The sequence below is a fragment of the Pectobacterium cacticida genome, assembly GCF_036885195.1.
In the GTDB taxonomy this organism is placed as follows: domain Bacteria; phylum Pseudomonadota; class Gammaproteobacteria; order Enterobacterales; family Enterobacteriaceae; genus Pectobacterium; species Pectobacterium cacticida.
Window position 1 is genome coordinate 2,744,458 of sequence record NZ_CP133656.1, and the last position, 26,393, is coordinate 2,770,850.

The 26,393-nt window shown below is 50.2% G+C and carries 26 protein-coding genes and 1 riboswitch; of the genes, 18 read left to right on the forward strand and 8 right to left on the reverse strand.

The features are described from left to right. Positions 1 to 6: 6 nt before the first annotated feature. From mrdB to lipA, 6 genes are all read left to right on the forward strand, one after another. Positions 7 to 1,119, forward strand: a complete 1,113-nt coding sequence (gene mrdB / locus RFN81_RS12695; protein ID WP_264496181.1) for a peptidoglycan glycosyltransferase MrdB — start codon at positions 7 to 9, stop codon at positions 1,117 to 1,119. Between the two features lie 13 nt (positions 1,120 to 1,132). Further along, entirely contained in the window at positions 1,133 to 2,188 is a 1,056-nt protein-coding gene (gene rlpA / locus RFN81_RS12700) for an endolytic peptidoglycan transglycosylase RlpA (protein ID WP_264496182.1), read from the forward strand. Positions 2,189 to 2,352: 164 nt separating this feature from the next. Continuing rightward, positions 2,353 to 3,564, forward strand: a complete 1,212-nt coding sequence (gene dacA, locus RFN81_RS12705; RefSeq protein ID WP_264496183.1) for a D-alanyl-D-alanine carboxypeptidase DacA — start codon at positions 2,353 to 2,355, stop codon at positions 3,562 to 3,564. 150 nt (positions 3,565 to 3,714) lie between these two features. Next, positions 3,715 to 3,978 (forward strand): DUF493 family protein YbeD, encoded by a 264-nt coding sequence (gene ybeD, locus RFN81_RS12710; RefSeq protein ID WP_264496184.1) that lies wholly within the window; start codon positions 3,715 to 3,717, stop codon positions 3,976 to 3,978. 112 nt (positions 3,979 to 4,090) lie between these two features. Continuing rightward, positions 4,091 to 4,774 (forward strand): lipoyl(octanoyl) transferase LipB, encoded by a 684-nt coding sequence (gene lipB, locus RFN81_RS12715; protein ID WP_264496185.1) that lies wholly within the window; start codon positions 4,091 to 4,093, stop codon positions 4,772 to 4,774. A 224-nt stretch (positions 4,775 to 4,998) separates the two neighbouring features. Beyond that, positions 4,999 to 5,964 (forward strand): lipoyl synthase, encoded by a 966-nt coding sequence (gene lipA / locus RFN81_RS12720; RefSeq protein WP_264496186.1) that lies wholly within the window; start codon positions 4,999 to 5,001, stop codon positions 5,962 to 5,964. Positions 5,965 to 6,043: 79 nt separating this feature from the next. Here the strand turns inward: lipA and tatA are convergent, their stop codons facing one another. After that, positions 6,044 to 6,241: a Sec-independent protein translocase subunit TatA gene (gene tatA, locus RFN81_RS12725; RefSeq protein WP_264496187.1), complete on the reverse strand. Its 198-nt coding sequence runs from the start codon at positions 6,239 to 6,241 to the stop codon at positions 6,044 to 6,046. Positions 6,242 to 6,456: 215 nt separating this feature from the next. Next, positions 6,457 to 6,559, forward strand: a riboswitch (Fluoride riboswitch). 70 nt (positions 6,560 to 6,629) lie between these two features. Between tatA and crcB the strand changes: the two genes are divergently transcribed. After that, positions 6,630 to 7,013 carry a fluoride efflux transporter CrcB gene (crcB, locus tag RFN81_RS12730; protein WP_264496188.1) on the forward strand — a complete coding sequence of 128 codons (384 nt, stop codon included), beginning with the start codon at positions 6,630 to 6,632 and terminating at the stop codon, positions 7,011 to 7,013. A 289-nt stretch (positions 7,014 to 7,302) separates the two neighbouring features. On the opposite strand, the gene RFN81_RS12735 is transcribed toward crcB, so the two are convergent. From RFN81_RS12735 to gpt, 4 genes are all read right to left on the reverse strand, one after another. Continuing rightward, the gene (locus RFN81_RS12735; RefSeq protein WP_264498963.1) at positions 7,303 to 8,151 is read right to left on the reverse strand and encodes a TauD/TfdA dioxygenase family protein; all 849 of its coding nucleotides are present in this window, start codon (positions 8,149 to 8,151) and stop codon (positions 7,303 to 7,305) included. A 65-nt stretch (positions 8,152 to 8,216) separates the two neighbouring features. After that, on the reverse strand, positions 8,217 to 9,173 hold the full coding sequence (pvcA, locus tag RFN81_RS12740; RefSeq protein WP_264496189.1) for an L-tyrosine isonitrile synthase: 957 nt from the start codon (positions 9,171 to 9,173) through the stop codon (positions 8,217 to 8,219). A 457-nt stretch (positions 9,174 to 9,630) separates the two neighbouring features. After that, on the reverse strand, positions 9,631 to 10,881 hold the full coding sequence (gene frsA / locus RFN81_RS12745; protein ID WP_264498964.1) for an esterase FrsA: 1,251 nt from the start codon (positions 10,879 to 10,881) through the stop codon (positions 9,631 to 9,633). Positions 10,882 to 11,126: 245 nt separating this feature from the next. Further along, entirely contained in the window at positions 11,127 to 11,585 is a 459-nt protein-coding gene (gpt, locus tag RFN81_RS12750) for a xanthine phosphoribosyltransferase (RefSeq protein WP_264496190.1), read from the reverse strand. A 331-nt stretch (positions 11,586 to 11,916) separates the two neighbouring features. On the opposite strand from gpt, the gene pepD reads away from it, so the two are divergent. Then, entirely contained in the window at positions 11,917 to 13,377 is a 1,461-nt protein-coding gene (gene pepD / locus RFN81_RS12755; RefSeq protein WP_264496191.1) for a beta-Ala-His dipeptidase, read from the forward strand. A 62-nt stretch (positions 13,378 to 13,439) separates the two neighbouring features. Here the strand turns inward: pepD and dinB are convergent, their stop codons facing one another. After that, the gene (gene dinB / locus RFN81_RS12760) at positions 13,440 to 14,504 is read right to left on the reverse strand and encodes a DNA polymerase IV (protein ID WP_264498965.1); all 1,065 of its coding nucleotides are present in this window, start codon (positions 14,502 to 14,504) and stop codon (positions 13,440 to 13,442) included. A 308-nt stretch (positions 14,505 to 14,812) separates the two neighbouring features. On the opposite strand from dinB, the gene RFN81_RS12765 reads away from it, so the two are divergent. Further along, on the forward strand, positions 14,813 to 15,583 hold the full coding sequence (locus RFN81_RS12765; RefSeq protein ID WP_264496192.1) for a class I SAM-dependent methyltransferase: 771 nt from the start codon (positions 14,813 to 14,815) through the stop codon (positions 15,581 to 15,583). Positions 15,584 to 15,830: 247 nt separating this feature from the next. Then, positions 15,831 to 16,565 carry a peptidoglycan meso-diaminopimelic acid protein amidase gene (gene dpaA / locus RFN81_RS12770; protein WP_264498966.1) on the forward strand — a complete coding sequence of 245 codons (735 nt, stop codon included), beginning with the start codon at positions 15,831 to 15,833 and terminating at the stop codon, positions 16,563 to 16,565. Here the strand turns inward: dpaA and RFN81_RS12775 are convergent. Both RFN81_RS12775 and lpcA read right to left on the reverse strand, forming a co-directional pair. Beyond that, positions 16,536 to 17,303, reverse strand: coding sequence for a class II glutamine amidotransferase (locus tag RFN81_RS12775; protein WP_264496193.1), 768 nt, complete (start codon positions 17,301 to 17,303; stop codon positions 16,536 to 16,538). The genes dpaA and RFN81_RS12775 overlap by 30 nt on opposite strands. A gap of 50 nt (positions 17,304 to 17,353) precedes the next feature. Then, positions 17,354 to 17,935 (reverse strand): D-sedoheptulose 7-phosphate isomerase, encoded by a 582-nt coding sequence (lpcA, locus tag RFN81_RS12780; protein ID WP_264496194.1) that lies wholly within the window; start codon positions 17,933 to 17,935, stop codon positions 17,354 to 17,356. A gap of 279 nt (positions 17,936 to 18,214) precedes the next feature. On the opposite strand from lpcA, the gene yajD reads away from it, so the two are divergent. The 8 genes from yajD to tssJ all read left to right on the forward strand — a co-directional run bounded on the left by yajD (position 18,215) and on the right by tssJ (position 26,393). After that, entirely contained in the window at positions 18,215 to 18,565 is a 351-nt protein-coding gene (gene yajD, locus RFN81_RS12785; RefSeq protein WP_264496195.1) for an HNH nuclease YajD, read from the forward strand. Positions 18,566 to 19,463: 898 nt separating this feature from the next. Next, on the forward strand, positions 19,464 to 19,967 hold the full coding sequence (gene tssB, locus RFN81_RS12790) for a type VI secretion system contractile sheath small subunit (protein ID WP_264496196.1): 504 nt from the start codon (positions 19,464 to 19,466) through the stop codon (positions 19,965 to 19,967). 32 nt (positions 19,968 to 19,999) lie between these two features. Next, positions 20,000 to 21,478 (forward strand): type VI secretion system contractile sheath large subunit, encoded by a 1,479-nt coding sequence (gene tssC, locus RFN81_RS12795; protein WP_264496197.1) that lies wholly within the window; start codon positions 20,000 to 20,002, stop codon positions 21,476 to 21,478. Between the two features lie 5 nt (positions 21,479 to 21,483). Beyond that, entirely contained in the window at positions 21,484 to 21,915 is a 432-nt protein-coding gene (gene tssE / locus RFN81_RS12800; RefSeq protein ID WP_264496198.1) for a type VI secretion system baseplate subunit TssE, read from the forward strand. 2 nt (positions 21,916 to 21,917) lie between these two features. After that, positions 21,918 to 23,684: a type VI secretion system baseplate subunit TssF gene (tssF, locus tag RFN81_RS12805; protein ID WP_264496199.1), complete on the forward strand. Its 1,767-nt coding sequence runs from the start codon at positions 21,918 to 21,920 to the stop codon at positions 23,682 to 23,684. After that, the gene (tssG, locus tag RFN81_RS12810; protein ID WP_264496200.1) at positions 23,648 to 24,646 is read left to right on the forward strand and encodes a type VI secretion system baseplate subunit TssG; all 999 of its coding nucleotides are present in this window, start codon (positions 23,648 to 23,650) and stop codon (positions 24,644 to 24,646) included. Before tssF ends, tssG begins: the two co-directional genes overlap by 37 nt. A gap of 2 nt (positions 24,647 to 24,648) precedes the next feature. After that, positions 24,649 to 25,872: a type VI secretion system-associated FHA domain protein TagH gene (gene tagH / locus RFN81_RS12815; RefSeq protein WP_264496201.1), complete on the forward strand. Its 1,224-nt coding sequence runs from the start codon at positions 24,649 to 24,651 to the stop codon at positions 25,870 to 25,872. After that, the gene (tssJ, locus tag RFN81_RS12820) at positions 25,872 to 26,393 is read left to right on the forward strand and encodes a type VI secretion system lipoprotein TssJ (RefSeq protein ID WP_264496202.1); all 522 of its coding nucleotides are present in this window, start codon (positions 25,872 to 25,874) and stop codon (positions 26,391 to 26,393) included. The genes tagH and tssJ overlap by 1 nt, the downstream gene beginning before the upstream one ends.

Consider the following 26,393-nt stretch of genomic DNA (forward strand, 5'->3'; position numbering starts at 1 on the left):
ACGATCATGACCGATAGCCAACAAAAGGGATTGTTCTGGACGAAAATCCACATTGATCTACCGTTTCTTTTTTGTATCCTGGCGCTGTTAGGCTACAGCCTGTTTGTGCTATGGAGCGCCAGTGGTCAAGATGTCGGGATGATGGAGCGTAAAATCGTCCAAATCGTACTCGGGCTGACGGTAATGATAGTGATGGCGCAAATTCCCCCACGCGTGTACGAAGGGTGGGCCCCCTACCTCTACATCGTTTGCGTCATTCTTCTGCTCATCGTCGATATTTTCGGACAGATTAGTAAGGGCGCGCAACGCTGGTTAGATCTGGGATTTATCCGCTTCCAGCCGTCTGAAATCGCCAAGATCGCCGTCCCGCTAATGGTCGCGCGTTTTATCAACCGAGATATGTGTCCGCCCTCGTTAAAAAATACGGCGCTCGCGCTGGTGCTGATTTTCGTCCCAACGTTACTGGTCGCCGCGCAACCCGACCTCGGCACCTCGATTTTAATCGCCTTATCGGGGCTGTTTGTGCTTTTCCTCGCTGGTATGAGCTGGCGTTTGATTGGCATCGCCGTACTGCTGCTTGCCGCGTTTATTCCTATACTTTGGTTTTTCCTAATGCATGACTATCAGCGAGCCAGGGTCATGATGTTGCTCGATCCGGAAAGCGATCCGCTTGGTGCTGGATACCATATTATTCAGTCGAAAATTGCGATAGGCTCAGGCGGTTTATCGGGAAAAGGTTGGCTACACGGCACACAATCTCAGTTAGAGTTTTTGCCAGAGCGTCATACCGATTTTATTTTTGCCGTGCTGTCCGAAGAACTTGGCCTCATTGGCGTATTAATTTTGCTCACGATGTATCTGTTCCTGATTATGCGCGGTCTCGTCATCGCGGCAAATGCACAGACCTCATTTGGCCGAGTGATGGTTGGCGGGCTGATGTTGATTCTGTTTTTCTATGTGTTCGTCAATATCGGGATGGTCAGCGGCATACTCCCCGTCGTTGGGGTGCCGTTGCCATTGATCAGTTACGGTGGCTCAGCGCTGGTTGTCTTAATGGCGGGATTCGGTATCGTCATGTCGATACATACTCACCGCAAACTGCTATCGAAGAATTTATAATACGAGGTGAGCAATGCGTAAGGATTGGCTTTGGATTGGGGTAGCAACTCTGGCGCTGGCGGCTTGTACCACAACGGAACAGCGTCCGCCTGTGTCACCCGTCGCCCAGGTTTATCATGGCCCGGTTGAAGAAATCGGTGGGGTTGAACCTCGATACGAACCCTACAACCCTGGAACGCTGCAAGACTACAGCGTTAATGGCAAGCGCTTTAAAATCGTCAAAAATCCACAAAATTTTAGTGAAACCGGTTTAGCCGCCTGGTATGGCGAAGAAGCGAGTGGTAATCGTACATCCATTGGTGAAATCTTCGACCCTAACGCGATAACCGCCGCGCACCCAACGTTGCCGCTGCCGAGCTATGTTCGCGTTACCAATTTAAGCAACGGTCGCCGCCTGGTCGTACGCGTAAACGATCGCGGGCCCTATACGCCTGGGAGAATTATCGATCTATCGAAAGCGGCAGGCGATCGGCTCAATATCTCTAACAATACCAAAGTAAAGGTGGATTTCATTAACGTTGCGCCAGACGGCACGCTCTCAGGCCCCGGCACCGTGGGCACAACCGTCGCTAAGCAGAGCTTCGCCTTGCCAGAGCGGCCTAACTTTGGCGCCAGCGGACTCGGGACGCCGATCATGGAACCCACCGCCCCCCTCTCTAATCGCGCCGTGCAACCAGTCAGCGATAGTGGTCAGGATGCGCCAGCCGTTGCTTCGTCGCAAAATGGCGGGGGGTTTTTAGGTGCGCCTTCCGCATTACGCCCCGGTGTGCTTGAGTCCAGTGTTGTGGTGCCAGCCACTACATCGCCAACGACGTCCTCAATATCCACGTCTACAGGACGTTATGTGGTTCAGGTTGGCGCGCTTAGCGATCGCTTACGCGCGCAAAATTGGCAACGCAGTCTGAGTGAACGCTTTGATGTCCCCGGTAGCGTCGCAACTAGCGGCGGACTGCATCGCGTTCAGCTCGGCCCATTCCAACACCGCCAGCAAGCCGTTGTACTTCAACAACGTTTATCCGCCGAGGCGCAACAACAATCATTTATTACCACGGCCCCAACGGTGCACTAGCGGCGGACGCCTAGCAGATTTGCCTGATAAAGCGGCGGCTACGATGGTAAACATACCGCCCTTTGCAAAATCACGTAACGTAATGTCTGATGATGGGCTATTACCCATCTGTTATAGTGAGCTTCGTTTTTTAACCTATATCCACGGATGTTGTTACTCCCATCATGAATATTGTCGACACGTCTCGTTTTACTCTACGAACTGCACTTGGCGCACTGCTCGTCATTAGCGCCTCTTCCCTCGCCTATGGCGAAGATATTAATCTCAAAACGATGATCCCTGGCGTCCCGCAAATCGATGCAGAATCTTATATTCTGATTGATTACAACTCGGGAAAAGTGTTGGCGGAAATGAATGCTGACGCCCGTCGCGATCCCGCCAGTCTCACAAAAATGATGACAAGCTATGTCATTGGTCAGGCGATTAAATCAGGTAAAATTACCCCAGATGACATCGTTACCGTAGGTAAAGATGCCTGGGCGACAGGCAATCCCGTCTTCCAGGGATCTTCGCTGATGTTCCTTAAGCCTGGCGATCGTGTTCCTGTCTCTCAACTGAACCGTGGCATTATCCTGCAATCTGGTAATGATGCCTGCGTTGCGATGGCTGACTATGTCGCCGGTAGTCAGGATGCGTTTGTTAACCTGATGAATAGCTATGTAAAAGCGCTGGGACTGAAAAACACCCATTTTGAAACCGTACACGGTCTGGACGCGCCTGGCCAATTTAGCTCGGCGCGCGATATGGCTCTGATCGGCCAAGCGCTGATCCGCGATGTTCCGGATGAGTACGCGACCTATAAAGAGAAAGAGTTCACGTTTAACAATATTCGGCAGGTTAACCGTAACGGCCTGCTATGGGACTCCAGCCTGAATGTTGACGGCATCAAAACGGGGCATACCTCCTCCGCTGGCTACAACCTGGTAGCCTCAGCGACCGAAGGTCAAATGCGGTTGATTTCGGCTGTACTCGGCGGACACAGTGCCAAAGGGCGCGAGTCAGAAAGCAAAAAGCTGCTGACCTGGGGTTTCCGTTTCTTTGAAACCGTCGCGCCGTTAAAAGCAAGCAAGGAGTTTGCCTCTGAACCGGTTTGGTTTGGCGACAGCGATCGGGTTGCGCTTGGTGTAGAGAAAGACGCCTATTTGACCATTCCCCGTGGTCGAATGAAAGACCTGAAGGCAAGCTACATTCTGAATAATACCGAACTGCATGCGCCGTTAGCCAAAAATCAGGTCGTGGGCACGATCAATTTTCAATTGGATGGAAAAACCATCGATCAGCGTCCGCTCGTGGTCATGAAAGAAGTGAAGGAAGGTGGATTCTTTGGTCGAATAATCGACCACATTAAACTGATGTTCCATCACTGGTTCGGTTAACCCACCGACTTGCCTTAAGCTAAAACGTCCCCACATACATCTTATACACCACTTCCGCCGCGCGCGGAGGTGGTGTTTTTAGTATCATGTCATGATACCAAGCCAATGCAGTCAGCACACTGCCGATACTACACGTTTTCTGGAGCAGACATGAAAACCAAATTAAACGAATTGCTTGAATTTCCATGTGTTTTTACTTACAAAGTGATGGGGGAAGCCAAACCAGAGCTTGTCGATCTGGTCGTTGAGGTTGTGCAGCGTCATGCCCCTGGTGACTATACGCCACAGGTAAAACCGAGCAGTAAAGGCAATTATCACTCCGTCTCGATTACCATCACGGCGACCCACATTGAGCAGGTGGAAACCCTGTACGAAGAACTGGGTAACATCGACATCGTGCGTATGGTGTTATAAATACGATGGGAAGACGATAGCGCGAAAATAGCGAGTGTGGTCGGGGTTGTCAAAGTGCTGTTCGCTGAGCGCGCCCGCCGCTATAATCTTTCCACCTTCCCTTAACCTGAAGATGACACACTTGCTACAGGATAAGATCACTATACGTCATCTCGGCGTACAACCGTATGAACCCGTCTCGCTGGCGATGCATAACTTCACCGACCAACGTGATGATAAGACCCCAGATGAACTTTGGCTGGTGCAGCATCCCCGCGTGTTCACGCAAGGCCAGGCAGGAAAAGCGGAACATATTCTTATGCCTGGCGACATTCCTGTCATTCAAAGTGACAGGGGCGGTCAGGTGACCTATCACGGCCCAGGACAACAGATTATGTACGTGCTGATTGACCTGAAGCGCCGCAGACTTGGCGTGCGTCAACTCGTCACCGCCATTGAAAATACGGTGATTGGTACGCTGGCGCACTTCCAGATTGACGCCCATGCCCGCCCTGATGCACCTGGCGTTTATGTAGGTAAGCGGAAAATTTGCTCCCTCGGGTTACGCATTCGGCGAGGCTGCTCTTTTCATGGGCTCGCGCTCAATGTCGATATGGATCTCTCCCCATTTCTGCGAATCAACCCGTGTGGTTATGCGGGGATGGAAATGACGCAAATCAGCGATCTGGTGCCGGGCGTTACGCTAGATGACACTGCACCTGTGTTGGTGAACACTTTTTTACAACTCGTCGGCTATTCCGATCCCGCTCATCTATTATGGGATTTGGGCAAGCAGGGTGATCCCCTCCCCGGCTAACCCGTTATTCCCGTCAATAAACCATAATCGATCAGGCGATCTTAATTTGTTAAATTACATTTTATTCACATAATTTCTTCATTTTGATCGCGCAAAGGCTGATTGTGGCTAGGCAAGATGATATAATTTTTGTAGTTTTTAAAAAAAGTTTAGCAAAAAACATCATCCTTTGAATTTCTTTTTAAGATTCAAAGAAACGATTCAGAACTGGAACTTACGCAAACATGAGTAAACCGATTCAGATCGAACGCGGCGTCAAGTACCGCGATGCCGATAAAATGGCGCTAATCCCGGTGCGTACCGTCGTTACCGAACGCCAGGAGCTTCTGCGCAAACCTGAATGGATGAAGATTAAGCTTCCGGCTGATTCCAGCCGCATTCAGGGAATCAAAGCGGCCATGCGTAAAAATGGGTTGCACTCTGTTTGCGAAGAAGCATCCTGTCCAAATCTAGCCGAGTGTTTCAACCATGGCACCGCCACGTTTATGATTTTGGGTGCCATTTGCACGCGTCGCTGCCCGTTCTGCGATGTTGCCCATGGTCGTCCGCTTACGCCAGACGCTAATGAGCCAGAAAAACTGGCACAAACCATTCATGATATGGGTTTACGCTATGTTGTGATTACCTCGGTGGACCGAGATGACCTGCGCGATGGTGGCGCTCAGCACTTTGCCGACTGTATTAGCGCTATTCGCCGCAAAAACCCAAACATTCGCATCGAAACACTGGTGCCAGATTTCCGTGGTCGGATGGATCGCGCGTTGGAGATCCTCACCGCCACGCCGCCGGACGTGTTCAACCATAATCTGGAAAACGTTCCGCGTGTTTATCGTCAGGTTCGGCCTGGCGCAAACTATGAATGGTCTCTGAAACTGCTAGAAAACTTTAAAAAAGCGCATCCGAATATCCCAACGAAATCGGGCCTGATGGTTGGATTAGGGGAGACAAACGCTGAGATCGTAGAGGTGATGCGTGACCTGCGCCGCCATGGAGTGACAATGCTAACGCTGGGACAATATTTACAGCCGAGCCGTCACCATTTGCCGGTACAACGTTACGTCAGCCCGGATGAATTTGCTGAGATGAAAGCCGAAGCGATGGCGATGGGCTTTACCCATGCGGCGTGCGGCCCGTTTGTTCGCTCGTCTTATCATGCCGACCTTCAGGCAAAAGGCATCGAAGTAAAATAAACGCACATAGGTTTTTACACATTTTTGTTGCGATAATACACGGACGGCAATCGCCGTCCGTTTCATTATGTAGCCGCTATCAGGATTCTTTATGCGTCGAATCATTCAGCTCCGCCGTGTCATTCGTCTTTACGGGCTGCTCGTCATTCATCGCTTTCTTAAACCCTTTTATCGCCGCGCCCAAATCTCCCCCCAGATTACGCAGTTTATTCGTACCAAATAGCAATATGATTAATGCGCCAATGACCAACAATTTGGCAATACTAATACCTTCCATACACGCCTACCTCATTGACAGATGCTGGAGACGCCAGCAATCGCGAACGCTATTGTTGAGATAACTTTCCTGTATCCTCTATCTAAAACCTTATGTCGCGCGATACAATCGTCATCTGTAACAAAATGAAACGCCGAGGGTGTGCATTAACATCCCTTTACGAGTGCCCACTCTTGCCTTACTACAACAATTCCTGACAAGGGCGTAGACTTTTATAACGATAAGGAGATGACATACCTCCCTGCCCTGCTCGGCCAACCCGCTACAGGCCTGAAGAAAGGGTATAACCGCCACTAGGCTGATGATGTCTACGCTCACCTCGCAGAAGGGAACGTAGTATCCTGCTCAACTCGCTGCGAGATCGTAAAAATAACCCAGGAAAATTTCTATGTTCAGTACGTTACTCGCGGTATTTATTGGTGGTGGCATCGGCAGCGTGGCGCGCTGGCAGCTCGGCGTAAAATTTAACCAGCTTTATCCTACATTGCCGCTAGGTACGCTGCTTGCCAACCTGTTAGGGGCCTTCGTGATCGGCGGCACGCTCGCTTTTTTCCTGCGCTATCCTTATCTCGATCAAAACTGGAAAATCTTCATTACTACCGGGCTATGCGGGGGATTGACGACATTCTCAACATTTTCCGCCGAGGTAGTCATGCTCATACAAAGCGGCCATTTGGCGGCGGCGGGGGTGCATTTGCTATTGAATCTGGCTGGATCATTACTCATGACCGCGCTGGCGTTTGCGCTAGTGAGCGGATTAACAACGCATTAACGATGATCCTTTGACACGCTCACGCAGGCGCCCTGAACGGCTTCCGGACGACGCATCTGTGATAAAAAAAAGCCCGCGCAAGGCGGGCAAAGTCATTCTAATGACAGGGATGGTACTAACACAACACTCACAGGGATATGAGGTACTGACAAGGGATGAAAAGACTATAGCAAGCCAAATGTATAGTAGTGTCATGCACGCGTAAGGTTACTCTACCGGTTGTAAAACTACATTGGCACTGCCGATTATTACGAACACACTGCATCATATTAACCGCGTCTTCGTTCCTCTAAGCCGCGCTATCAATACCGCTATTCACGCAAACCGGCGTCCCCTGGATATGCACACGTTGCAGATGGCGTGCGGAATGTGCCGTAAAAGCCTCACGCCCATGCAGTAACGAGAAGTTGTCCGCCACCACAATGTCGCCCTGTTGCCATTGGTGCGCATAATAATAGCGGGGATCGTAGAGATGCTGGCGTAACGTTTCCCTAAAGGCATTTTGCCTATTCGGAGCGACGTTATGGTATTCCAAAGCGTGCTGATTTAGGAAACGCTCCCCTTCGATCGGCGGTTCGTTATAACGCATAATTTCCCCGTGACCGTTGGGATGAGGGACAATTAAAGGAGAGGTAACCTTACCCCCATAGTGAGCAACAGCTTTAATACGGTAAGTGACTGAAACGCTTCGCCATTCATCGACTAATTTGGCGTCAGCTTCTGCCAACAGACGCGTCGTATCGACAAAGGTTGTTCGTCCGCCTTGATCCTGTCCCGGCGCGGATACGCAGTGAAATAGTTGAAATTCAGGAATCGTGGGTTTGTACATTCCATCCCAGTGTAACGGTACGTAACTATTATCAAAGATATGATCCTTGGTATCCTCGTGCGCTTTCACATCCAGCACGGCACCGAAAGGCCACATCATAATGTCCCCCCAATGGCTGGCATACTCGGTCAGAATGTCGGGATCGGAGAAACCGGACGAAAACCCACGCAATACCAAAAGATGATAATCTCTGGCGAGCTGGCGGAGTTTGTCAATCGGTAATGTGTTAATGCTCTGTTCCGATGTCGTTGGCGTCAGTAGTGCGCCAAACGGGGAGAGCGATTCAATGCGGTAGTTTTTATTTTCCATCATGGACATTCCTTTATAAGATGACGTTATTGATACTGCGGTGACCCATAAAACGAAACATTGGCTTACGCCACATCCGACCGTTTAACGACGTAATAACTAGGCGTACCACGGATCTCCACGATTTCGCCCCCCAATTGCTGGGCATCGGCATTCTTCATTAACACAAACTGACCATTCACATTAGCGGCAACGCCATGCCAGGGCGTCAACCAATCGTCCTTGGTCGGCATCATGTGAATCCCTAACTTCAGGCTATCTGAGGGTTGAGGATGAATAGATAAACGGATAGCATCGGGAAATTGCTCAGCAAGCAGACTCCCCCACGCCCAACTACGTTGAATAACGCCACACGCGCGTTTTTTAGCATCTTTTTGCAGCGCCGCGTTAGAGCCGGTATAGCTAGGTCTTTGGCTGTCCTCGTAAAGGAAGCGTGTGATGGAGCGATAAAGCTGCAAGCCCTCAGCGCTTCGCATAAGCAGTGCCTTAATCGCTGCCTCTGATTCCGCATAATCCGCAACCAGTCTTTGGCGAAGATGATCATAGTCTGCCGTTAGCGACGCCATGTTTTCTACATCCTTAAGATTAAAGACGCTAAGGTGAACGGCCCCCAACTCATGCAGTAAATTTTCGATTCCGGCCTGATAAGAATTAATTGTTTCGTCGCTGGTTCCAATCAGATCGCCAAAAACATGCCCATCCGAACAAATACGGATTTGCGCGCCTGGCGGATAATAAAGCTGAATTCGCTGACATAATGAATTCAAAAATATCAGAGACAAGCGTTCTGCCATATCCGGCGTTTTCCCCAGTACCTTATAAGGACTGGGAGATTTTACCGGGAACGCCGGTAATATAAGTTCAATACGACGACCTGTTTCAACAAAAGCAAGGATCCTGGGCAATTGGACTTGAGCCACCTCGGATTCCTCTTCACTGATTGACTTTGTCGGATGGGTATATCTACGCCGATATTGTATTAACTCTTTTAATATCAGCGATGAAACTAATTTATTATCCATAGTAGCCAACAAACCTCTTTAACTTAAAATAAATAAAAAAACAACATAATGTAAACATAGAAACAATAGAATAATTTTTAGGTTGGCGTACAAAAAAAAACTGAATAACACATTCAGTTTTTTTATTTGTTAGGCTAATTATTATAAATTGATATTATTAATAATTAAATTTCAAATGTGTCATTGTATTAAAAAACAATCACCTACCGTTACAGAAAGCAGAAAACACAATACATTGGATATAAACTCCATTCCCAAAGGATTATATTTTACTGAAATATAGGATAAATAATGGGCTTTGGTTTTATTGGTATTGAATGTTACTGAATAGAATTCACTACTCGCTTTTACGGAAAAGAAAGAATACTCGGGCTTACGATACGAAAGTAAATGACTAACATACGTCCTATTAAGGAGAAATGGCAGGCACGACACCTGCCATGAGATATGCCAATACTTAATTCATTTTATCCTGTAACCATCGGCTAATTTGCTGAAGTGCGCGGTGGAAATTCTGGTAAACCGGAGAGAAATTAACGGGCAACAGCTTCCCTTGTATAGACGAATTCACGATCAGGCAGGCTTCTTCCTTCGGGCATAAAAGATCGTTATCCCAGTAACCCGCCAGCATCGGCGTCGAACAACGACGCCCCAATAGCCCTTGCGTTTTCAACGAATAGCGTCCTAGTTCAATTTTCAACGCGGCATCTGTCGAAAACGGCATACCCAGGCGGCTCGCCAACACATCCATAAACATATTCGGTACTTGCTGCTGACGATTCGGATCGGTTAACAGATGGTGCACCACCGGGCCAAGACAGGCTATGCCGCGTAAACGTTGCGGTTCCAGATAAGCCAATCGGACGGCAATGTTGGCGCCAAAACGGAAGCCAAACGCCACCGTACGGGAATGATCGACCCACGGAACATCCGGCAGCGCACGTAGAACCTGCTGATGCAAAAAACTGGAATCCTGCGTTAACTTCCAGCGAGAAGAAAACCCTACGGAAGGAACGTCTATCGTCAACATTGCCATGCCTGCTGGCGCGAAATAGTCCTGAAACAGACGATGATAATCATTCTGCAACATATCCAGGCTACCGCAGATAAGTACGGTAGGGAAAGGCGCTTTCCCTTGCGATGGCATATGCAAAAAGCCGGTCAGCGTGCCGCCGCCGCTGATGGGAAAAGTCAGTTCTCTGAGCTCATAAGGCAGGTATTTAGCGGCTTCCTCATAAGCGCGATTCGCCAGCGTTTGTGCCTGCTCCGCCAGATCATCACCCTTGATATGCGGATAAGCGGCAATACTGTAGAGGTTAGCCGCGTTCAACCAAAACTGTCCGGTTTGCGCTTCATTACCGCCTTCTATAGCCCGCTGCTGCCAGCGAGCGCCTTGCTTTGCCCACTCATAAATCCAGTTGCCGCCCCGGTAGCCAATTACCGTATCCAGTAATCGCTCGTCGCTTCTGTCTGCCTTACTGGCAGCAATACGTGACAGCACGTCTTCGATTTCCCACGGATCGACGCCACGCCAAATCCACATCAGTCGGTTAATCATACGATACCAACTGTGGGTTTTCTCTCCCTCCAGCGTAGAATGCAGCCCTGGTTCATCTTGGCTATTCCACGTCCGTCTGACCAGCGTCGAGGTTTCGGGATGCTTGAATGAGGGTTTGAATAGAGCTTCAGACAGGTTAGCTTGCGCCACATCAGCCTCCGTTAATGTAAACCGCTTAGCGGACATCAGACGATATCTTCGTCGCTAGCTAAAGTGTAACGAACTCAAGCCAGAGAAGACAAATGCCAACGTCAGAAACTCACGTACGGATCAAGCCTAACGCCCCAAAGCGCGAGCAAGTAACCATAGCATTTTTGGGAAAACAATCGTCAGAAACAATAATGCCCGGTTAAACCGGGCATTACAGAAAATCGATGAGGATTTTCGATCAGGCATTAATGACCAGACAGCGGCGGCACGAACACCACGCCCATATCCCACGGCTGTTCAATCCAGGTATTCTGTGGAATATCAATCACATAATCATCAACCAGTGGTTTACCGGCAGGTTTGGCAAAAATGGTCACGAAGTGCGCCTTCGGATACATATCACGAATCGCCTTCGCCGTACCGCCAGTATCTACCAAATCATCAACGACGATAAACCCTTCACCATCGCCCTCAGCGCGCTTAAGCACTTTCATCTCGCGCTGATTATCATGGTCGTAGCTGGAAATACAAACTGTATCAACGTGACGAATGCCCAACTCACGCGCCAGCAGTGCGCCAGGAACCAACCCTCCGCGGCTGACGGCAATGATTCCCTTCCATTGATCGGCAGGCAACAAACGCTGCGCCAGTTTGCGGGCGTGAATCTGCAACATATCCCAGGTTACGACGTACTTTTCGCTCATAAAATATATCCCAGCCGAATAAAAACCGGCTTAAGTTGAGTCTGAGGGGAAAAAGGTTGCGCGGGATTATAGATAGCCAACAACATAAAAACCAGTTTTTCTCAATATCAGTATCGGGTTTTTCCTGGTCGCGCTCCTCCAACAAAACTTGCCGATAGCCATGACTACCAGAAAATTCCATGAGGACGACGGCAATTCCCCCCCGGTTGGATGGAAAATGATATTCTGTCGTAATACGCCATATTAGGTGGCTAGCCGCAATGATCCTTTAACCTCATGCCCCTGCCATGCCAGAAGGCAAAAACAGGGTGCTAACAAGGAGACTGAAATAGTGTCTGAATTGTCTCAACTTTCCCCTCAGCCGCTGTGGGATATTTTCGCCAAGATTTGTTCCATTCCGCATCCGTCTTATCATGAAGAAGCGCTAGCCGCACACATTCTGGAATGGGCTAAAGAGAAAGGCATTCATGCCGAGCGCGATCGGGTCGGCAATATTCTGCTGCGCAAAGCGGCAACCGCAGGCATGGAAAATCGCAAACCTGTCGTATTGCAGGCGCATCTGGACATGGTGCCGCAGAAAAATAACGATACCGTACACGATTTCACCACCGATCCGATTCAACCATACGTCGACGGTGAATGGCTAAAAGCGCGCGGCACCACGCTGGGTGCGGATAACGGCATCGGTATGGCGTCTGCGCTGGCGGTGCTGGCCGATCCGAGCGTCGAGCACGGCCCGCTGGAAGTGCTGCTGACCATGACGGAAGAAGCGGGAATGGATGGCGCGTTTGGCCTGCAACCCAACTGGCTCCAGGGAGAAATCCTGATCAATACCGATTCGGAAGAGGAAGGTGAAATCTACATGGGCTGCGCGGGCGGTATTGATTTTATTACCCGTCTGCCGCTGGCGCGCGAAGTACCACCGGCTGGTTATCAAACGTTAAAGCTGACCATTAAAGGGCTGAAAGGCGGCCACTCCGGCTGCGACATTCATCTCGGTCTGGGCAACGCCAATAAGCTGCTGGCACGTTTCCTGTTTGAACATGCGAAAGCGCTGGATATCCGCATTCTCGATCTCAATGGCGGCACGCTGCGTAACGCCATTCCGCGTGAAGCCTTCGCTACGCTGTCACTACCCGCTGCGAACGTCGAGTCGTTAAAAACGTTGAGCCAGGCGTACCTGGCCGTGCTGAAAAATGAACTCTCCGCCGTTGAGAAAAACCTGACCGTGCTGGTGGAAGCCAGCGATAGCAATGAGCACCCACTGACGCAGGATAGTCGCGATCGTCTGCTGGCACTGCTCAATGCCACGCCAAACGGCGTGATCCGCATGAGCGACGACGTGAAGGGCGTGGTGGAAACCTCGCTGAATCTGGGCGTTGTGACAATGGAAGACGACCACGCGGAAATTATCTGCCTGATTCGTTCGCTGATCGACAGCGGTAAAGATGCCATGGTGGGAACGCTCACAGCGCTGGGCCAGTTGGCGGGGGCGCAAACATCGCCGAAAGGCGGCTACCCTGGCTGGCAGCCGGATGCACACTCACCGGTCATGGCGCTGGTTCGCGAAACCTATCAGGAGCTGTTTAACAAGACACCCAACATCATGGTAATCCATGCCGGGCTGGAATGCGGTTTATTCAAGAAGCCGTACCCGAATATGGATATGGTTTCTATCGGGCCAACCATCACAGGGCCGCATTCTCCGGATGAACGAGTGCATATCGGCAGCGTCGCTTTGTACTGGAAATTACTGACGGAACTACTGAAAGCGATTCCCCCTCGCGCATAATCGTACTGCTAAACGTTGGGGCGACGGCTATCCGCCGCCCCTTTTATTCTCTATAAACCGACTTACAGCCTATCCCACTCAAACACCAACTGTCGCTCAATTTGCGGGTCGCGCAGCGTCACATGTAACCCAACCAGCCGCACGCCTCTGGATTTACGCCGCTCCTGCCAGGTTTGCTGTGCCAGCTTTAACAGATCCTGTTTATTCAATATCGGCCACACATGTTCCTGCGTGGTTTGCTGAAAATCATCAAACTTGAGTTTGACGCCTTGACGCGCAATATGCAGATCGGGCTTTACCCGTTTCAGGCGAACTTCCAACTCTTGATAAAGCTGCTCAATCAGGTTTTCACACTGTACCCAGTCGTGAATATCCTGCGCCAATGTCTTCTCTACACCGACCGACTTCCTCAGCCGATCCGGCGAAATCTGCCGCTCATCGATGCCCTGACATCGCTCCCATAGCACCCGACCAAACTTGCCGAACGCTTTAAGCAAATCTGCCAGCGCATACCCCCGTACGTCAGCACAGGTATGCAGACCACGCTCTTCCAGTCGTTTCGCCGTCACTTTCCCCACACCGGGAATCTTCTCCAGCGGCAGCGCCAGTAGGAAATCATCCACCTGCGCGGGTGTAATGACATATTGGCCATTTGGCTTATTCAACTCTGATGCGATCTTTGCCAGAAATTTGATCGGTGCAATCCCCGCCGAGGCCGTCAGATTCAGTTCATCGGCGATGGTTCGACGGATATCTTCGGCGATAAGCGTCGCGGAACCATTACAGTGTGGGCTGTCGGTTACATCCAGATAAGCTTCATCCAGAGAAAGGGGTTCAATCAGTGAAGTGTAGCGGGCGAAGATCTCGCGGATTTGACGCGAGGTGGACTTATACACCTCCATGCGGCCAGGCAACAAGGTGAGTTGTGGGCACAGTCGCAAAGCGGTTGCCGTCGCCATTGCGCTGCGCACGCCGTAGCGTCGGGCAGGATAGTTAGCGGTACTGATGACGCCACGGCGCGCGGCGCTTCCACCAATCGCCAGAGGAATATCGCGCAAGCGCGGGTTGTCGCGCATCTCAATTGCGGCGTAGAAGCAGTCCATATCAACATGAATGATTTTGCGCATACTGGCCCCCGTAAACACTGTATAAATATACATATCAATATCCATATAAACAAGCTGCGCAGAAATAACGGCATTTACAGCACGATCGGCAACCCACTTAAACGCTGCTCAAATGACGGGATGGACTACCTAGTTGACGGCAATCTGACGGGAAAAGAAGTGAATAAAACAAGGCGTAATGAATATCCGTAAATCTGTTTACATCGTAGCTGTATTCCCTCTCTCTATAGTATGCTTTCACTGATGCCTTCTTGCGTCGCCGTTTATCCCTGATGGCGCGAAGGCCCTGTAAAACAAGCGAGAACAATATGGAAGAAAAACAGGATCATAATCATCTCGTCGAACATCAATTCGGCTCTCAGGCACAAAACTATCTGACCAGCGCGGTACATGCGCAAGGCAAAGATTTAACCCGCCTGGCGGCGTTATTGGCTTCTTTCCCGCAGGCGAAGGTGATCGACATTGGCTGTGGTGCTGGCCATGCCAGCTTCGTCGCTGCCCAGGCCGTTGCTGAGGTTATCGCCTATGATTTGTCCACCCAAATGCTGGAGGTAGTCAGTCAGGCCGCAGCCCAGAAAGAGCTAAATAATATCCGCGTTCAGCAAGGCGCGGCGGAATCCTTGCCGTTTGATAACGGCAGTGCCGATATCATCATCAGCCGTTATTCCGCCCACCACTGGCATGATGTTGGATTGGCGTTACGTGAAATGCGGCGCGTCCTGAAACCGGGTGGGCAGGTCATCATGATGGATGTGGTGTCGCCCGGTCATCCGCTGTTAGACAGCTATTTACAGACGGTGGAAAAACTACGAGATACTTCACACGTGCGTGATTATGCACCGGGCGAATGGCTGAGTCTGTTTACGGAAGCAGGGTTTATCGTGCGTAATGTCACCGGCGATAGGCTGACGCTGGAGTTCAGTAGTTGGATCGCCCGTATGCGAACGCCAGAACATTTTGCTATCGCAATTCGTGAACTGCAAAAAACGCTGCCGGACGAGGTGGTACAACATTTTGACGTACAGGCAGACGGTTCCTTTGTCACCGACAGTATGATGATAGAAGCCACCCGCGCCTGACTTGCTTAGTCTGATTAACAACCCGATATTGAGCAGTCCGAACCCTCCCGGGCTGTTTTTTGTAAATGTTAATTTTTGGCGCTTTGCAACGCTTGATTAATATGAAACCAATGATAAGGTGATTTCGTTTTCGTTGTGATCTGTTCGACGACGAAATAAAGACCGATAACGGATGTTCCCCGCCATTTTGTTGGGCGCGCGATGGATATTCCGCATACAGCATAACCCCTTATTATCAGGAACCATGATGCAAAAAATCGCGCTGTCGTTTGCGATGTTGTTTTTTTTGCCTTCTCTCGTTGTTACCAGCGCCGCCAACGCGTCACCACGTCCTCCTGCGCCGGTAGCCAAAGAATTTAAGCAGCAATTACTAGGTTCTCCGATCTATATTCAGATCTTTAAAGAAGAACGACTATTCGAACTGTATGCGAAAGTCGGTAATGAATACCGTTTATTGGAACAATATCCCATCTGTAAATATTCGGGCGGGTTAGGGCCAAAACGCGTAGAAGGTGATTTAAAAAGCCCGGAAGGTTTTTATCAGGTCGATCTACACCAGCTCAAACCTGACAGCCAGTATTACCGCGCGATTAACATCGGTTTCCCTAACGACTATGATAAATCACAGGGATATTCTGGCCGCTATTTGATGATCCACGGAGAATGCGTATCGGTTGGCTGTTACGCTATGACGAACACCTATATGGATGAAATCTATCGTTATGCTGAAGCGGCATTACGTCACGGACAAGCGAAAATTGATATTGCGATCTATCCATTCCGCATGACGGAACAGAACATGCAGCGCCATCGCAATTCCACTTATGCCAGCTTCTGGAAACAACTCCAACCGGGGTACGTTTATTTTCAGCAATATAACCAGCCGCCGACCATCACGGTATTTAACGGTCAGTACGTCGTTAACCCTCCGTTGATGACCAGTCAGCCTACGCTAAAGTACGCGCTCACCGAAACAAAATAGTACGAATTCACCTGGCATGATCTGGTGCCAGGTTTCGTTGCCCGTTAGCGGCTGTGTCGCCAATACCGTGACAACATCATTCGGTGTCGTCTGCTGCTGGAAATCGATCTCGACATCCTGATCTAACAGCGTCGCTTTGCCAAATGGAGCGCGACGCGTGATCCAATACAGCTTCGTTGAGCAATATCCCATCACAAAACGCCCGTCCGACAACAGCATATTAAATACGCCCTTTTCCCGTAATGTGTCGGCCTGTTTGGCAATATAGCGGAATACCGCAGGCCAATTGCCCGGCGTGCGTGGGTAACGTTCAGACAATTGGGACAACAGCCAGCAGAAGGCAAATTCACTGTCCGTCTGGCCAACGGGACGAAACATCCCCGTTTTCAGAGAGTGAAAACCTTTTAGTTGTCCATTGTGGGCGAACGTCCAATTCCGCCCCCAGAGTTCACGGGTAAAAGGGTGAGTGTTCTCAAGCGACACCGCGCCACGATTTGCCTGTCGAATATGTGAAACCACCGCACAGGATTTAATCGGATAACTCTGCACTAACCGGGCAATCGGAGAATTATAGCTCGGCAGCGGATCCTTAAAGGTACGGCACCCATTTCCTTCGTAAAAGGTAATCCCCCAGCCATCGCGATGCGGCCCGGTTTTACCGCCGCGCTGTATCAGCCCGGTAAAGCTGAAGCAGATATCCGTCGGTACATTCGCGCTCATCCCCAGCAGTTCACACATCTGACTTCCTACCTTTTTTGCTAGCCCTTTACGCGTGTAGTAATGCGGTGTTACCGATCCGCCATCTCTTTTTCAATCAATTGAATCAAGATGTGAATCACTTTGATATGAATTTCCTGAATACGATCGGCATAACCAAAATGCGGGACGCGAATTTCCACATCGGCCGTACCCGCCATTTTACCGCCATCCTTTCCAGTCAGCGTAATCACTTTCATACCTTTCGCTTTGGCAGCGGCGATCGCTTTAATAATGTTACCGGAATTGCCAGAAGTGGAAATGCCCAACAGCACATCCCCTTTACACCCCAGCGATTCGACATAACGGGAGAAGACGAAATCATAGCCAAAATCGTTGCTCACGCAGGACAAATGGCTGGGATCAGAAATCGCAATAGCCGGATAGCCAGGCCGATTCTCACGGTAGCGTCCCGTCAACTCTTCGGCAAAATGCATGGCATCGCAGTGTGAACCGCCATTACCACAGGAGATCACTTTCCCACCCGCTTTAAACGCATTCGCCAATAGCACCGCCGCGTTTTGAATCGACTGAATATTCGCTTCGTCGCTCAAGAAATTATTCAGCGTTTCCGCTGCTTCTTTCAATTCACTGCGGATTAAATCCTGATACATGGACGCCTCTCATTTTGTCTGATGACAACATTCTATTCAGTATTGCTCAGCAGTGTAGCGGATCGAGCCAACAGCGAGAAGTGGGTAATCATAGGATCGCGAAAATCGCTGATACACATCAGAAAATGTGCGTCTGTCGTACAATTCCTGATGGGTATTGTCATTCCGATGTAACACATTTTTCGGATAGGTATGCTAAGCACCATCCTGTTTCTTTCTTTACATCTTGATCGGTTGTAAAATCGACGTCATTCTTCCCTTCTGAATGAAACTCTATACATGGCTTACATCCCCAAGAACTACGCCCGGCTGGAGAGCGGCTATCGTGAGAAAGCGCTCAAACTTTTTCCATGGGTATGTGGTCGTTGTTCACGCGAATTCGTCTATTCGAACCTGCGCGAATTAACCGTTCACCATATCGATCACGATCATAGCAATAACCCCGAAGACGGCAGCAATTGGGAAATGCTGTGTCTTTATTGCCACGATCATGAACATTCGAAATATACCGATGCAGAGATGTACGGCTCAACCGTGGTTGCCGGTGAAGATGCGCAGAAAGAGGTTGGCGTCGCCACCCATAATCCCTTCGCTGATTTGAAAGCGATGATGGAACATGGCAAGAAATAGCCGAATGACCGCGCCACCGAGTACGCGATAGGAGCGAATCATCTTTCGCTGCCGCTAGTCGAATACCGGTCACTAACCCGGTATTCGATGTTATCCCCGCCGACCCTATCATCACGCCACCTCTCTCGTGCTTTTTCTCTTTCATACTGTGGGCAAGCTATCTTGCGGCCCAATACTTTAATTTCCCTCCCCCGAGTTGGCCTTTCATGCCACATGTAGATAACAATTCTGCATTTATTATTTTTACAGTGTAAAAAACTCATTTTTTACATTAAGAAATAGAGAGCGACTAAACTAACGCCAATTATTGATTAGGCGCTAATTAAAAGCCATCAGATATTTATCCCATCAAAAGTAAAAATATAAGACAAATATAATCACCTAAATAAAACTCAGGCCGAATTTTAATACCAATATGACCAAGCCATTTAATTAGCAGATTAAGTATTTCGTTTTTAATGAAATTAAAAGGCACAAAATCTATTCATCCTCCGCTGATTGAAAAAACAACAAGACAAGCGCGTATCGCTTGCCAATTTTAACTTAAGATTAATCCATCCGTTTGTATTAAATGGCTTTTTTGTTTTACTGGTTCCATTTACGCGCTCAACTATATAAGCATTGACCCTGTGTTTAGGTTGTGTGTATGATCCAAACTCAAAATATAAATGCATTTCTTTCCTTATTTTGGTGTGATTATTTTCATACCGATGTAGACCGTATAACTACGGTTTATTATGTGTTTTACTTCGGTTTTGATTTATTTCATCTCGCTGGTCGAAAAACAAATAGATTATTTGTTTGCCGAATGGCTACCGTGTTTATGGACTACGGTAGACTTTTGGTAGGAATCGACTTTACTTATCCGGGCCGAGAGCCCTTACGTTGGTATAGATACATGGCAAAAGGAACTGACGGTGCATCTGTCGCACCAAAGGAACGTATTAACATTAAATATGTTCCGGCCACGGGTGGTCAGCAGGCGGAAATAGAATTACCGTTGACGCTGATGATCGTAGGAAATATGAAAGGGCGCACCGAGGAAACGCCGATCGAAGAACGTCAGACCGTATCAATCGATAAGAACAACTTTACCTCGGTGATGAAAGAAGCCAGTCTGGAACTGAATTTCAGTGTGCCGAATCGCCTTGAGGAAGAAAGTCAGGACGACCTGCCAGTGAAATTAAATATCGCTGGTCTGGATGATTTCTCCCCCGACCGTATCGCCCAACAGGTGCCTGAACTACGTAAATTACTTGATTTACGTGAGGCGCTGGTCGCATTAAAAGGCCCTCTCGGCAACATTCCCTCATTTCGTAACCGTTTGCAGGACTTGCTGTCCAGCGAAGAAGCCAGAGAGCAACTTTTGCAAGAGCTCGATCTGGTTAAACCCGCTGAATAACTGATGTTTATAGACGAAATAGGGAAACGAATATGTCGATAGTTGAAGAACAAGCCCAGGCCGGGGCCGCCAGCGCATCGGGATCGCTGCTTGATGACATCATGGCCCAGGCGCGAATCACCCCCGTCGATGAAGGCTATAGCGTGGCTAAACAAGGTATTGCCGCGCTGGTCGCCAATATTCTCGATAGTGGCAATGCGGCAGAACCGGTAAATAAAGCGCTGGTCGATAGCATGATCGTCGAGCTGGACAAAAAGCTCAGTAAGCAGATTGACGTCATTCTGCATGCAAAAGAACTTCAGGAGCTGGAATCGTCCTGGCGTTCGCTTAAACTGCTGGTCGATCGCACCGATTTCCGTGAAAACATCAAATTATTGGTATTACACGCGACGAAAGAAGAGTTACTGGAAGATTTCGAGTTTGCGCCGGAAATCTCACAGTCGGGTTTCTATAAGCACGTTTATTCCAGCGGTTATGGTCAATTCGGTGGCCAGCCTATCGGTGCCGTAATCGGTGATTACGCCCTGACGCAAAGTTCACCCGATATCAAGCTAATGCAATACGTTAGTGCCGTTGGCGCGATGGCGCATGCGCCGTTTATTTCATCCGTGGCGCCCACTTTCTTTGGCGTGGACAGCTTCACCGATCTCCCGTCCATCAAGGATTTGAAGTCCGTTTTCGAAGGCCCGACCTATACCAAATGGCGTTCGTTACGTGAGTCGGAAGATAGTCGCTATCTGGGGCTAACGGCGCCGCGTTTCCTCGCGCGCCTGCCTTATGACCCGGTAGAAAACCCGATTAAGGGCTTCAACTACAAAGAAGATATCAGTACCGCTCATGAACACTATCTGTGGGGTAATACCGCGTATTTGATGGGTACGGCGCTAACGGACAGCTTCGCGAAGTACCGTTGGTGTCCGAATATTATTGGTCCGCAGAGCGGCGGGGCAATTTCCGATCTGCCGGTACATGTTTATGAAGCGATGGGGCAACTTCAGGCCAAAATCCCAACCGAGGTGCTGATTACCGATCGACGCGAATATGAAATGGCGGAAGAAGGCTTTATTACGCTGACGATGCGCAAAGACAGCGACAATGCCGCCTTCTTCTCAGCTAATTCGGTGCAAAAGCCGAAAGTATTCCCGAATACCAAAGAAGGCAAAGAAGCGGAAACCAACTACAAGTTAGGTACGCAACTGCCATACATGTTCATCATCAACCGTCTGGCGCATTACATCAAAGTGCTGCAGCGTGAACAGATCGGCTCATGGAAAGAGCGTCAGGATCTGGAGCGTGAACTGAATACCTGGATTAAACAGTACATTGCCGATCAGGAAAACCCACCGGCAGACGTTCGTAGCCGTCGTCCTCTGCGTGCCGCGCAAATCAAAGTGCTGGATGTCGAAGGAGAACCAGGTTGGTATCAGGTTAGCCTATCGGTACGCCCGCACTTTAAGTACATGGGGGCGAATTTTGAATTGTCGCTGGTAGGCCGTTTGGATAAGGAATAGGACTGATGCCGTCACTTTCTGCCTGGGAAAGGGAAAATGCGGCAAGCCTGTTTGATCGTATCCGTGGGGAGGCGCATCGCGCCTCCCCTGAAACGGAAGTTGAAGCATTGATCGCATCCGTTAAGCGTCAACTGGATAACGTGCTCAACACCCGGCCTGGAAATTGTCGTAGCGCTCCTGAGCTCGGCGTGATTGATTTTAATGACGCGACGCAGGGCGGTGCCGATATTCGGGGCAAAATTCGGGAAGCGATCCGGCAGTGTATCTGTCGCTTTGAACCAAGAATTGTTCATGTGGATGTCGCCGCATCGGATTATTTATCGGACTCGATGGCAATGTCGTTTCAGGTTACCGCGCATGTCAGATTGGACGATCTGGAGCAGGTCACCTCTTTTAATATCCATATGGATAGCCACCGCCACTACAGAATGATCTGATTATGTCACTGGAACATTTTTTCAGGGATGAGTTGACCTACTTACGTCTGCAAGGGCGTGAATTTGCCAAGGCGCACCCTGAGCTTACCCGATTTTTGTCAGAACAGACCACCGATCCAGACGTCGAGCGTTTGCTGGAAGGGTTCGCCTTCTTGACTGGAAGCCTGCGGGCGAAGATCGAGGATGAATTTCCAGAACTGACTCACGGTCTGTTGGGAATGCTATGGCCGAATTATCTGCGCCCCGTACCCAGCATGACCATTATGCAGTTTTCGGTTCGTCCCGGTGCGATTGCCCAACCCGCATTGGTTAAACGTGGCTGCGAGCTTGATAGCCTGCCGATAGACGATGTGGTTTGTCATTTTCAGACCTGCCACGATGCCTGGATTTATCCGGCGGATATCCATGATATCCGAGTACAAAGCGGCAACGATTTTTCGACGATTACGCTGGATATCGAGCTGCATGGCCCGCTGTCGCTCAGTGCGCTACAGCTCGATAAACTTCGTTTTTATCTGGGCGGTGATAACTATACCGCCTACGAACTTTACTTCTGGATCGCCAGCCAGCTATCGCATATTGAGCTGGAGATCGACGGTCAACGTTTCCGTCAGGAAGCCAACGTGTTGAAAACGGTCGGTTTTGAACGCGAAGACGCACTATTGCCCTACCCCGGTAATGTCTATTCGGGCTACCGCATCTTACAAGAATACTTTTGTTTTCCTGAGAGTTTTCTCTTTTTCCAACTCGCTGGCGCAATATGGCCCGATCTGCCGTTGACGGTGACGGAATTCCGGCTGCATTTTTGCTTCGATCGCCCATTACCCGCGGAACTGAAGATCCGCCCAAATTCATTCATGCTTAACTGCGTGCCGGCAATCAATCTCTTCCAGCATGATAGCGAACCGATTAACCTCAGCGGTCGCCAGACGGATTATCCACTGAAGGCGAGTTACCGTAACGCCGATGGTTTTGAAATTTTTTCGGTGGACAAAGTAGAAGGCTGGGTGGAAGGAGATTCGGGCCGGGCGCGGGGTATCCCGCGTATCTACCAACCCTTTGAGAGCTTTCAACACCAAATTGAACGGGCTAAGGGGCGTCTGGCGCTTTATTACCGCATCCGCGTAAAAGAAGCCGTTAACGGCAACGGTTTCGAACACATGCTGTCATTCGTGCGTGGCGATGAGCGGGAAGTGATTGATTTAGATGAATCCATCTCGGTCACGCTGACCTGTACCAACCGCTCACGCGCCGCACAACTGCCTGTCGGAGCCATTTGTGTGCCGGTGGGGAATTCACCGTCTTTCGCAACATTCCGTAATATCATTCGGCCAACGCGACCATTACGCCCGGCAATGGATGGCAGTCTGCACTGGACGCTGATCTCCAACCTGTCCCTGAACTACGTCTCATTATTACGGCGCGATGCACTCGTGCAGATTCTGCGTACCTATGATTTCCCCGCACTGCACGATAAGCAGGCCGAACAGGCTTCACGCAAACGGTTAGCCGGGATCGAGGGGATCGAAACCACCCCGATCGACCGCCTGGTTCAGGGGATGCCGGTGCGCGGCTTGAAATCTATTTTGTCAGTACGGCAATCCGCGTTTTCCAGTGAAGGGGAACTCTATCTGTTTAGCACAGTGCTGGCGCACTTCTTCTCGCTATACGCCAGCGTTAACGCTTTCCATCTGTTGGAAGTCGTCAACATCGATAACAAGGAGCGCTACCGATGGCCGGTACAGATAGGTCAACACTCAATGATGTAACGTTCCGTCAAGATATCTCGCACTTTAATTTTTTCCAATTGGTGGAGCTGCTTAACCAACTGGAAGGCGTGGATCTGGAACAGGCGCTGGACTTTCGCCCCGAGCAAGAACGCCTGCGCTTTCGTTCTACAGCATCTATTGGTTTTCATCCCAGCGATATCGTGCAGGTGGGGTACGACGATGCAGGTCGCCAGGAGCTGGAGGTCGCGTTTCTGGGTCTACACGGCAGCCAGTCGCCGATGCCCGGCTATTATCTGGAGGAACTGGCCTGGGAATATGCGCAAGGTGAACAGAAGCTTGGCGTATTCCTCGATTTCTTTCACCACCGCTTACTTACGCTGTTACACCGCGCCTGGCGGAAATACCGTTATCACGTTCGCTTTCAGAACGAAGGAGAGGATGGATTCTCCCGGCTGATGTTTGCGCTTGTCGGATTAGGGAATGACGCGGTACGCGACAGCCTGCCGGTAAACCGCGCCAAAATGCTGTCCTATGCCGGCGTACTGGCCAGCCCCAGCCGTTCACCGGAGGTGGTTGCCGGTCTGGTTATCCACTGTTTTGATCTGGAAGACGTGGATGTCATGGCCTGGCAACACCGCCGAGTCCCCATCCACGAAGGCCAGCAGAATCGTCTGGGGAAAGCCAACATGCAGCTGGGGGGAGATTTCGTTATCGGTGACAAGGTGAGTGACTGCGCCGGCAAGTTTCTGCTCAAAGTCGGCAATCTCAGCTTTAACCGTTTTCTCAGTTTTTTGCCCAACGGCGAACATTTTCAGCCGCTGGTGCGTTTCGTCTCTTTCATTCTGCGCGATCAGCTGGCCTGGGATCTACGGCTTGGTTTTGCACCCGGTGAAGCCAAAGGCCTGGCGCTGGGCAGTGAACAAAGCAGTCGATTGGGATGGAGCAGCTTTCTCGGGCAGCCGCCCGCGGACCCCTATGTGACGATTTGTGTGCAGGAGTAAATGTGAACGTAACCCATCCACTCACGTTGGTCGTACTCAACAGTGAACAACTCGATATCAATTCTCAGGTGCAGCACCAATTCGATCACCGTGGCGGCACGCTGGGGTCTTCGGAAAATGACCAGTGGCGGCTCTGGGATCGGCTGAGTACCGTACTTCCCGCCCACGCCCGTATCGATATGACCGACGGACGCTATACCCTGTGCGATCTAAGTGGCCAGTCTTTTATTAACGGATCGCTGTCCCCCATCGGCCGAGAGCGATCCGTCATTCTATCGCACGGCGATGAACTGACGATCGGCACTTTTCGTATCGGAGTGTATATCGGCGATCCCACCACGGAGCAGAATATCGATCAGGTGCTGGGGCAACATACCAACAACGTACTGGGTGGCTGGCTTAGTGAAGATAAAACAACGCGCGCTGCTGCCCCTACCGATCCCATGGTCGAGTTAACTGATCCACTCTGGGCGCTTCAGAAGGAACAAAACCAGCCGCTTTTACCATCAGACAATGAGACGGCCAGAGACGCACTCTCGGCTTCTCTATCTCCTTTTTCTTCTGTTGCTGAGGACACCATGGATCAGAAGTTTGTCGAATTACCGACCATCAATACGCCCTATTCAGGCGAAGGCGCGGACGAATACCGCGATGCTCTCTCATTAACGCCGCTGATGCGTGGTTTAGGGTTATCGCTTCAGCCAGGCGATGAGGCACATCTACGAGAAATGTTGGAAGAGATGGGAAAAAGCCTGCGCGCCATGGTGGAAGGTCTGCTGGCATTGCAGACAGAACAGGCGGCGCTGGCAGATACGCATTTACGCCCCATTGAAGATAACCCACTGCGTTTAGGTCTCAGCTACGCGGATACACTGTCGGTGCTGTTTGCCGACGGGAAAAGCCCGGTGCATCTGTCTGCGCCCGCCGCCGTGGAAGAAGTGCTCAATAATGTGCGCGTGCACCACATCGCAAATCAGCAAGCGATCGCCGTGGCGTTAGAAAATATCCTTCACGCCTTTTCTCCAGACGCCCTACTCAACCGTTTTGACCACTATCGGCGCAGCGGTGAACCCTTGGCGGCGGATGACGGCTGGGCATGGCAGATGTACCAGCACTACTACCGTGAATTGACGTCGCCACGCCAACAAGGTTTCCAGAAACTGTTTCACCAGGTGTATGCGCAGGCGTATGACCGTGCCGTGCGCCAGCAGCAGGAGCAAAAATAATGCGGCGGGCACTGTGCTTCTGTTTCCTGCTGTTCCTACTGTCAGGCTGTACGACGCTGGGCAAAATGGCGCAGGTCGCGGCAAATCCCGATATCCAGGTCGGTAGCAACAGTCATCAGCCCTCTACCGTGGGTTTCAGCCTGCTGGCAGAACCGGACGTGAATCCGAATGAAAGTGGTGAAGCGGCGCCGATCGAATTCCAACTGATTCTGCTGGCGGAAGACTCGCGCCTGTTAGCGACCGATTATGACCAGGTAACGACGGATATCGAAAAGGCATTAGGTAAAAATTACCTCGATCATCAGGACTACACGTTATTACCCGGGCAATTTAAATATCTCCCCCCTGAAGCGCTGGATGAGAAAGTGCACTACCTCGGCGTAGTCGCGCGCTACGCAGACCCGGAAAGTACGGAATGGCGCAAAGTCATCAAATTAAAGAACACCGGGCAGACCTATCAGATCCTCGTGCACCTGCGCCGGGATGAAGTCGAAATCCAAAAAGACCAAGAAGAAGAATAA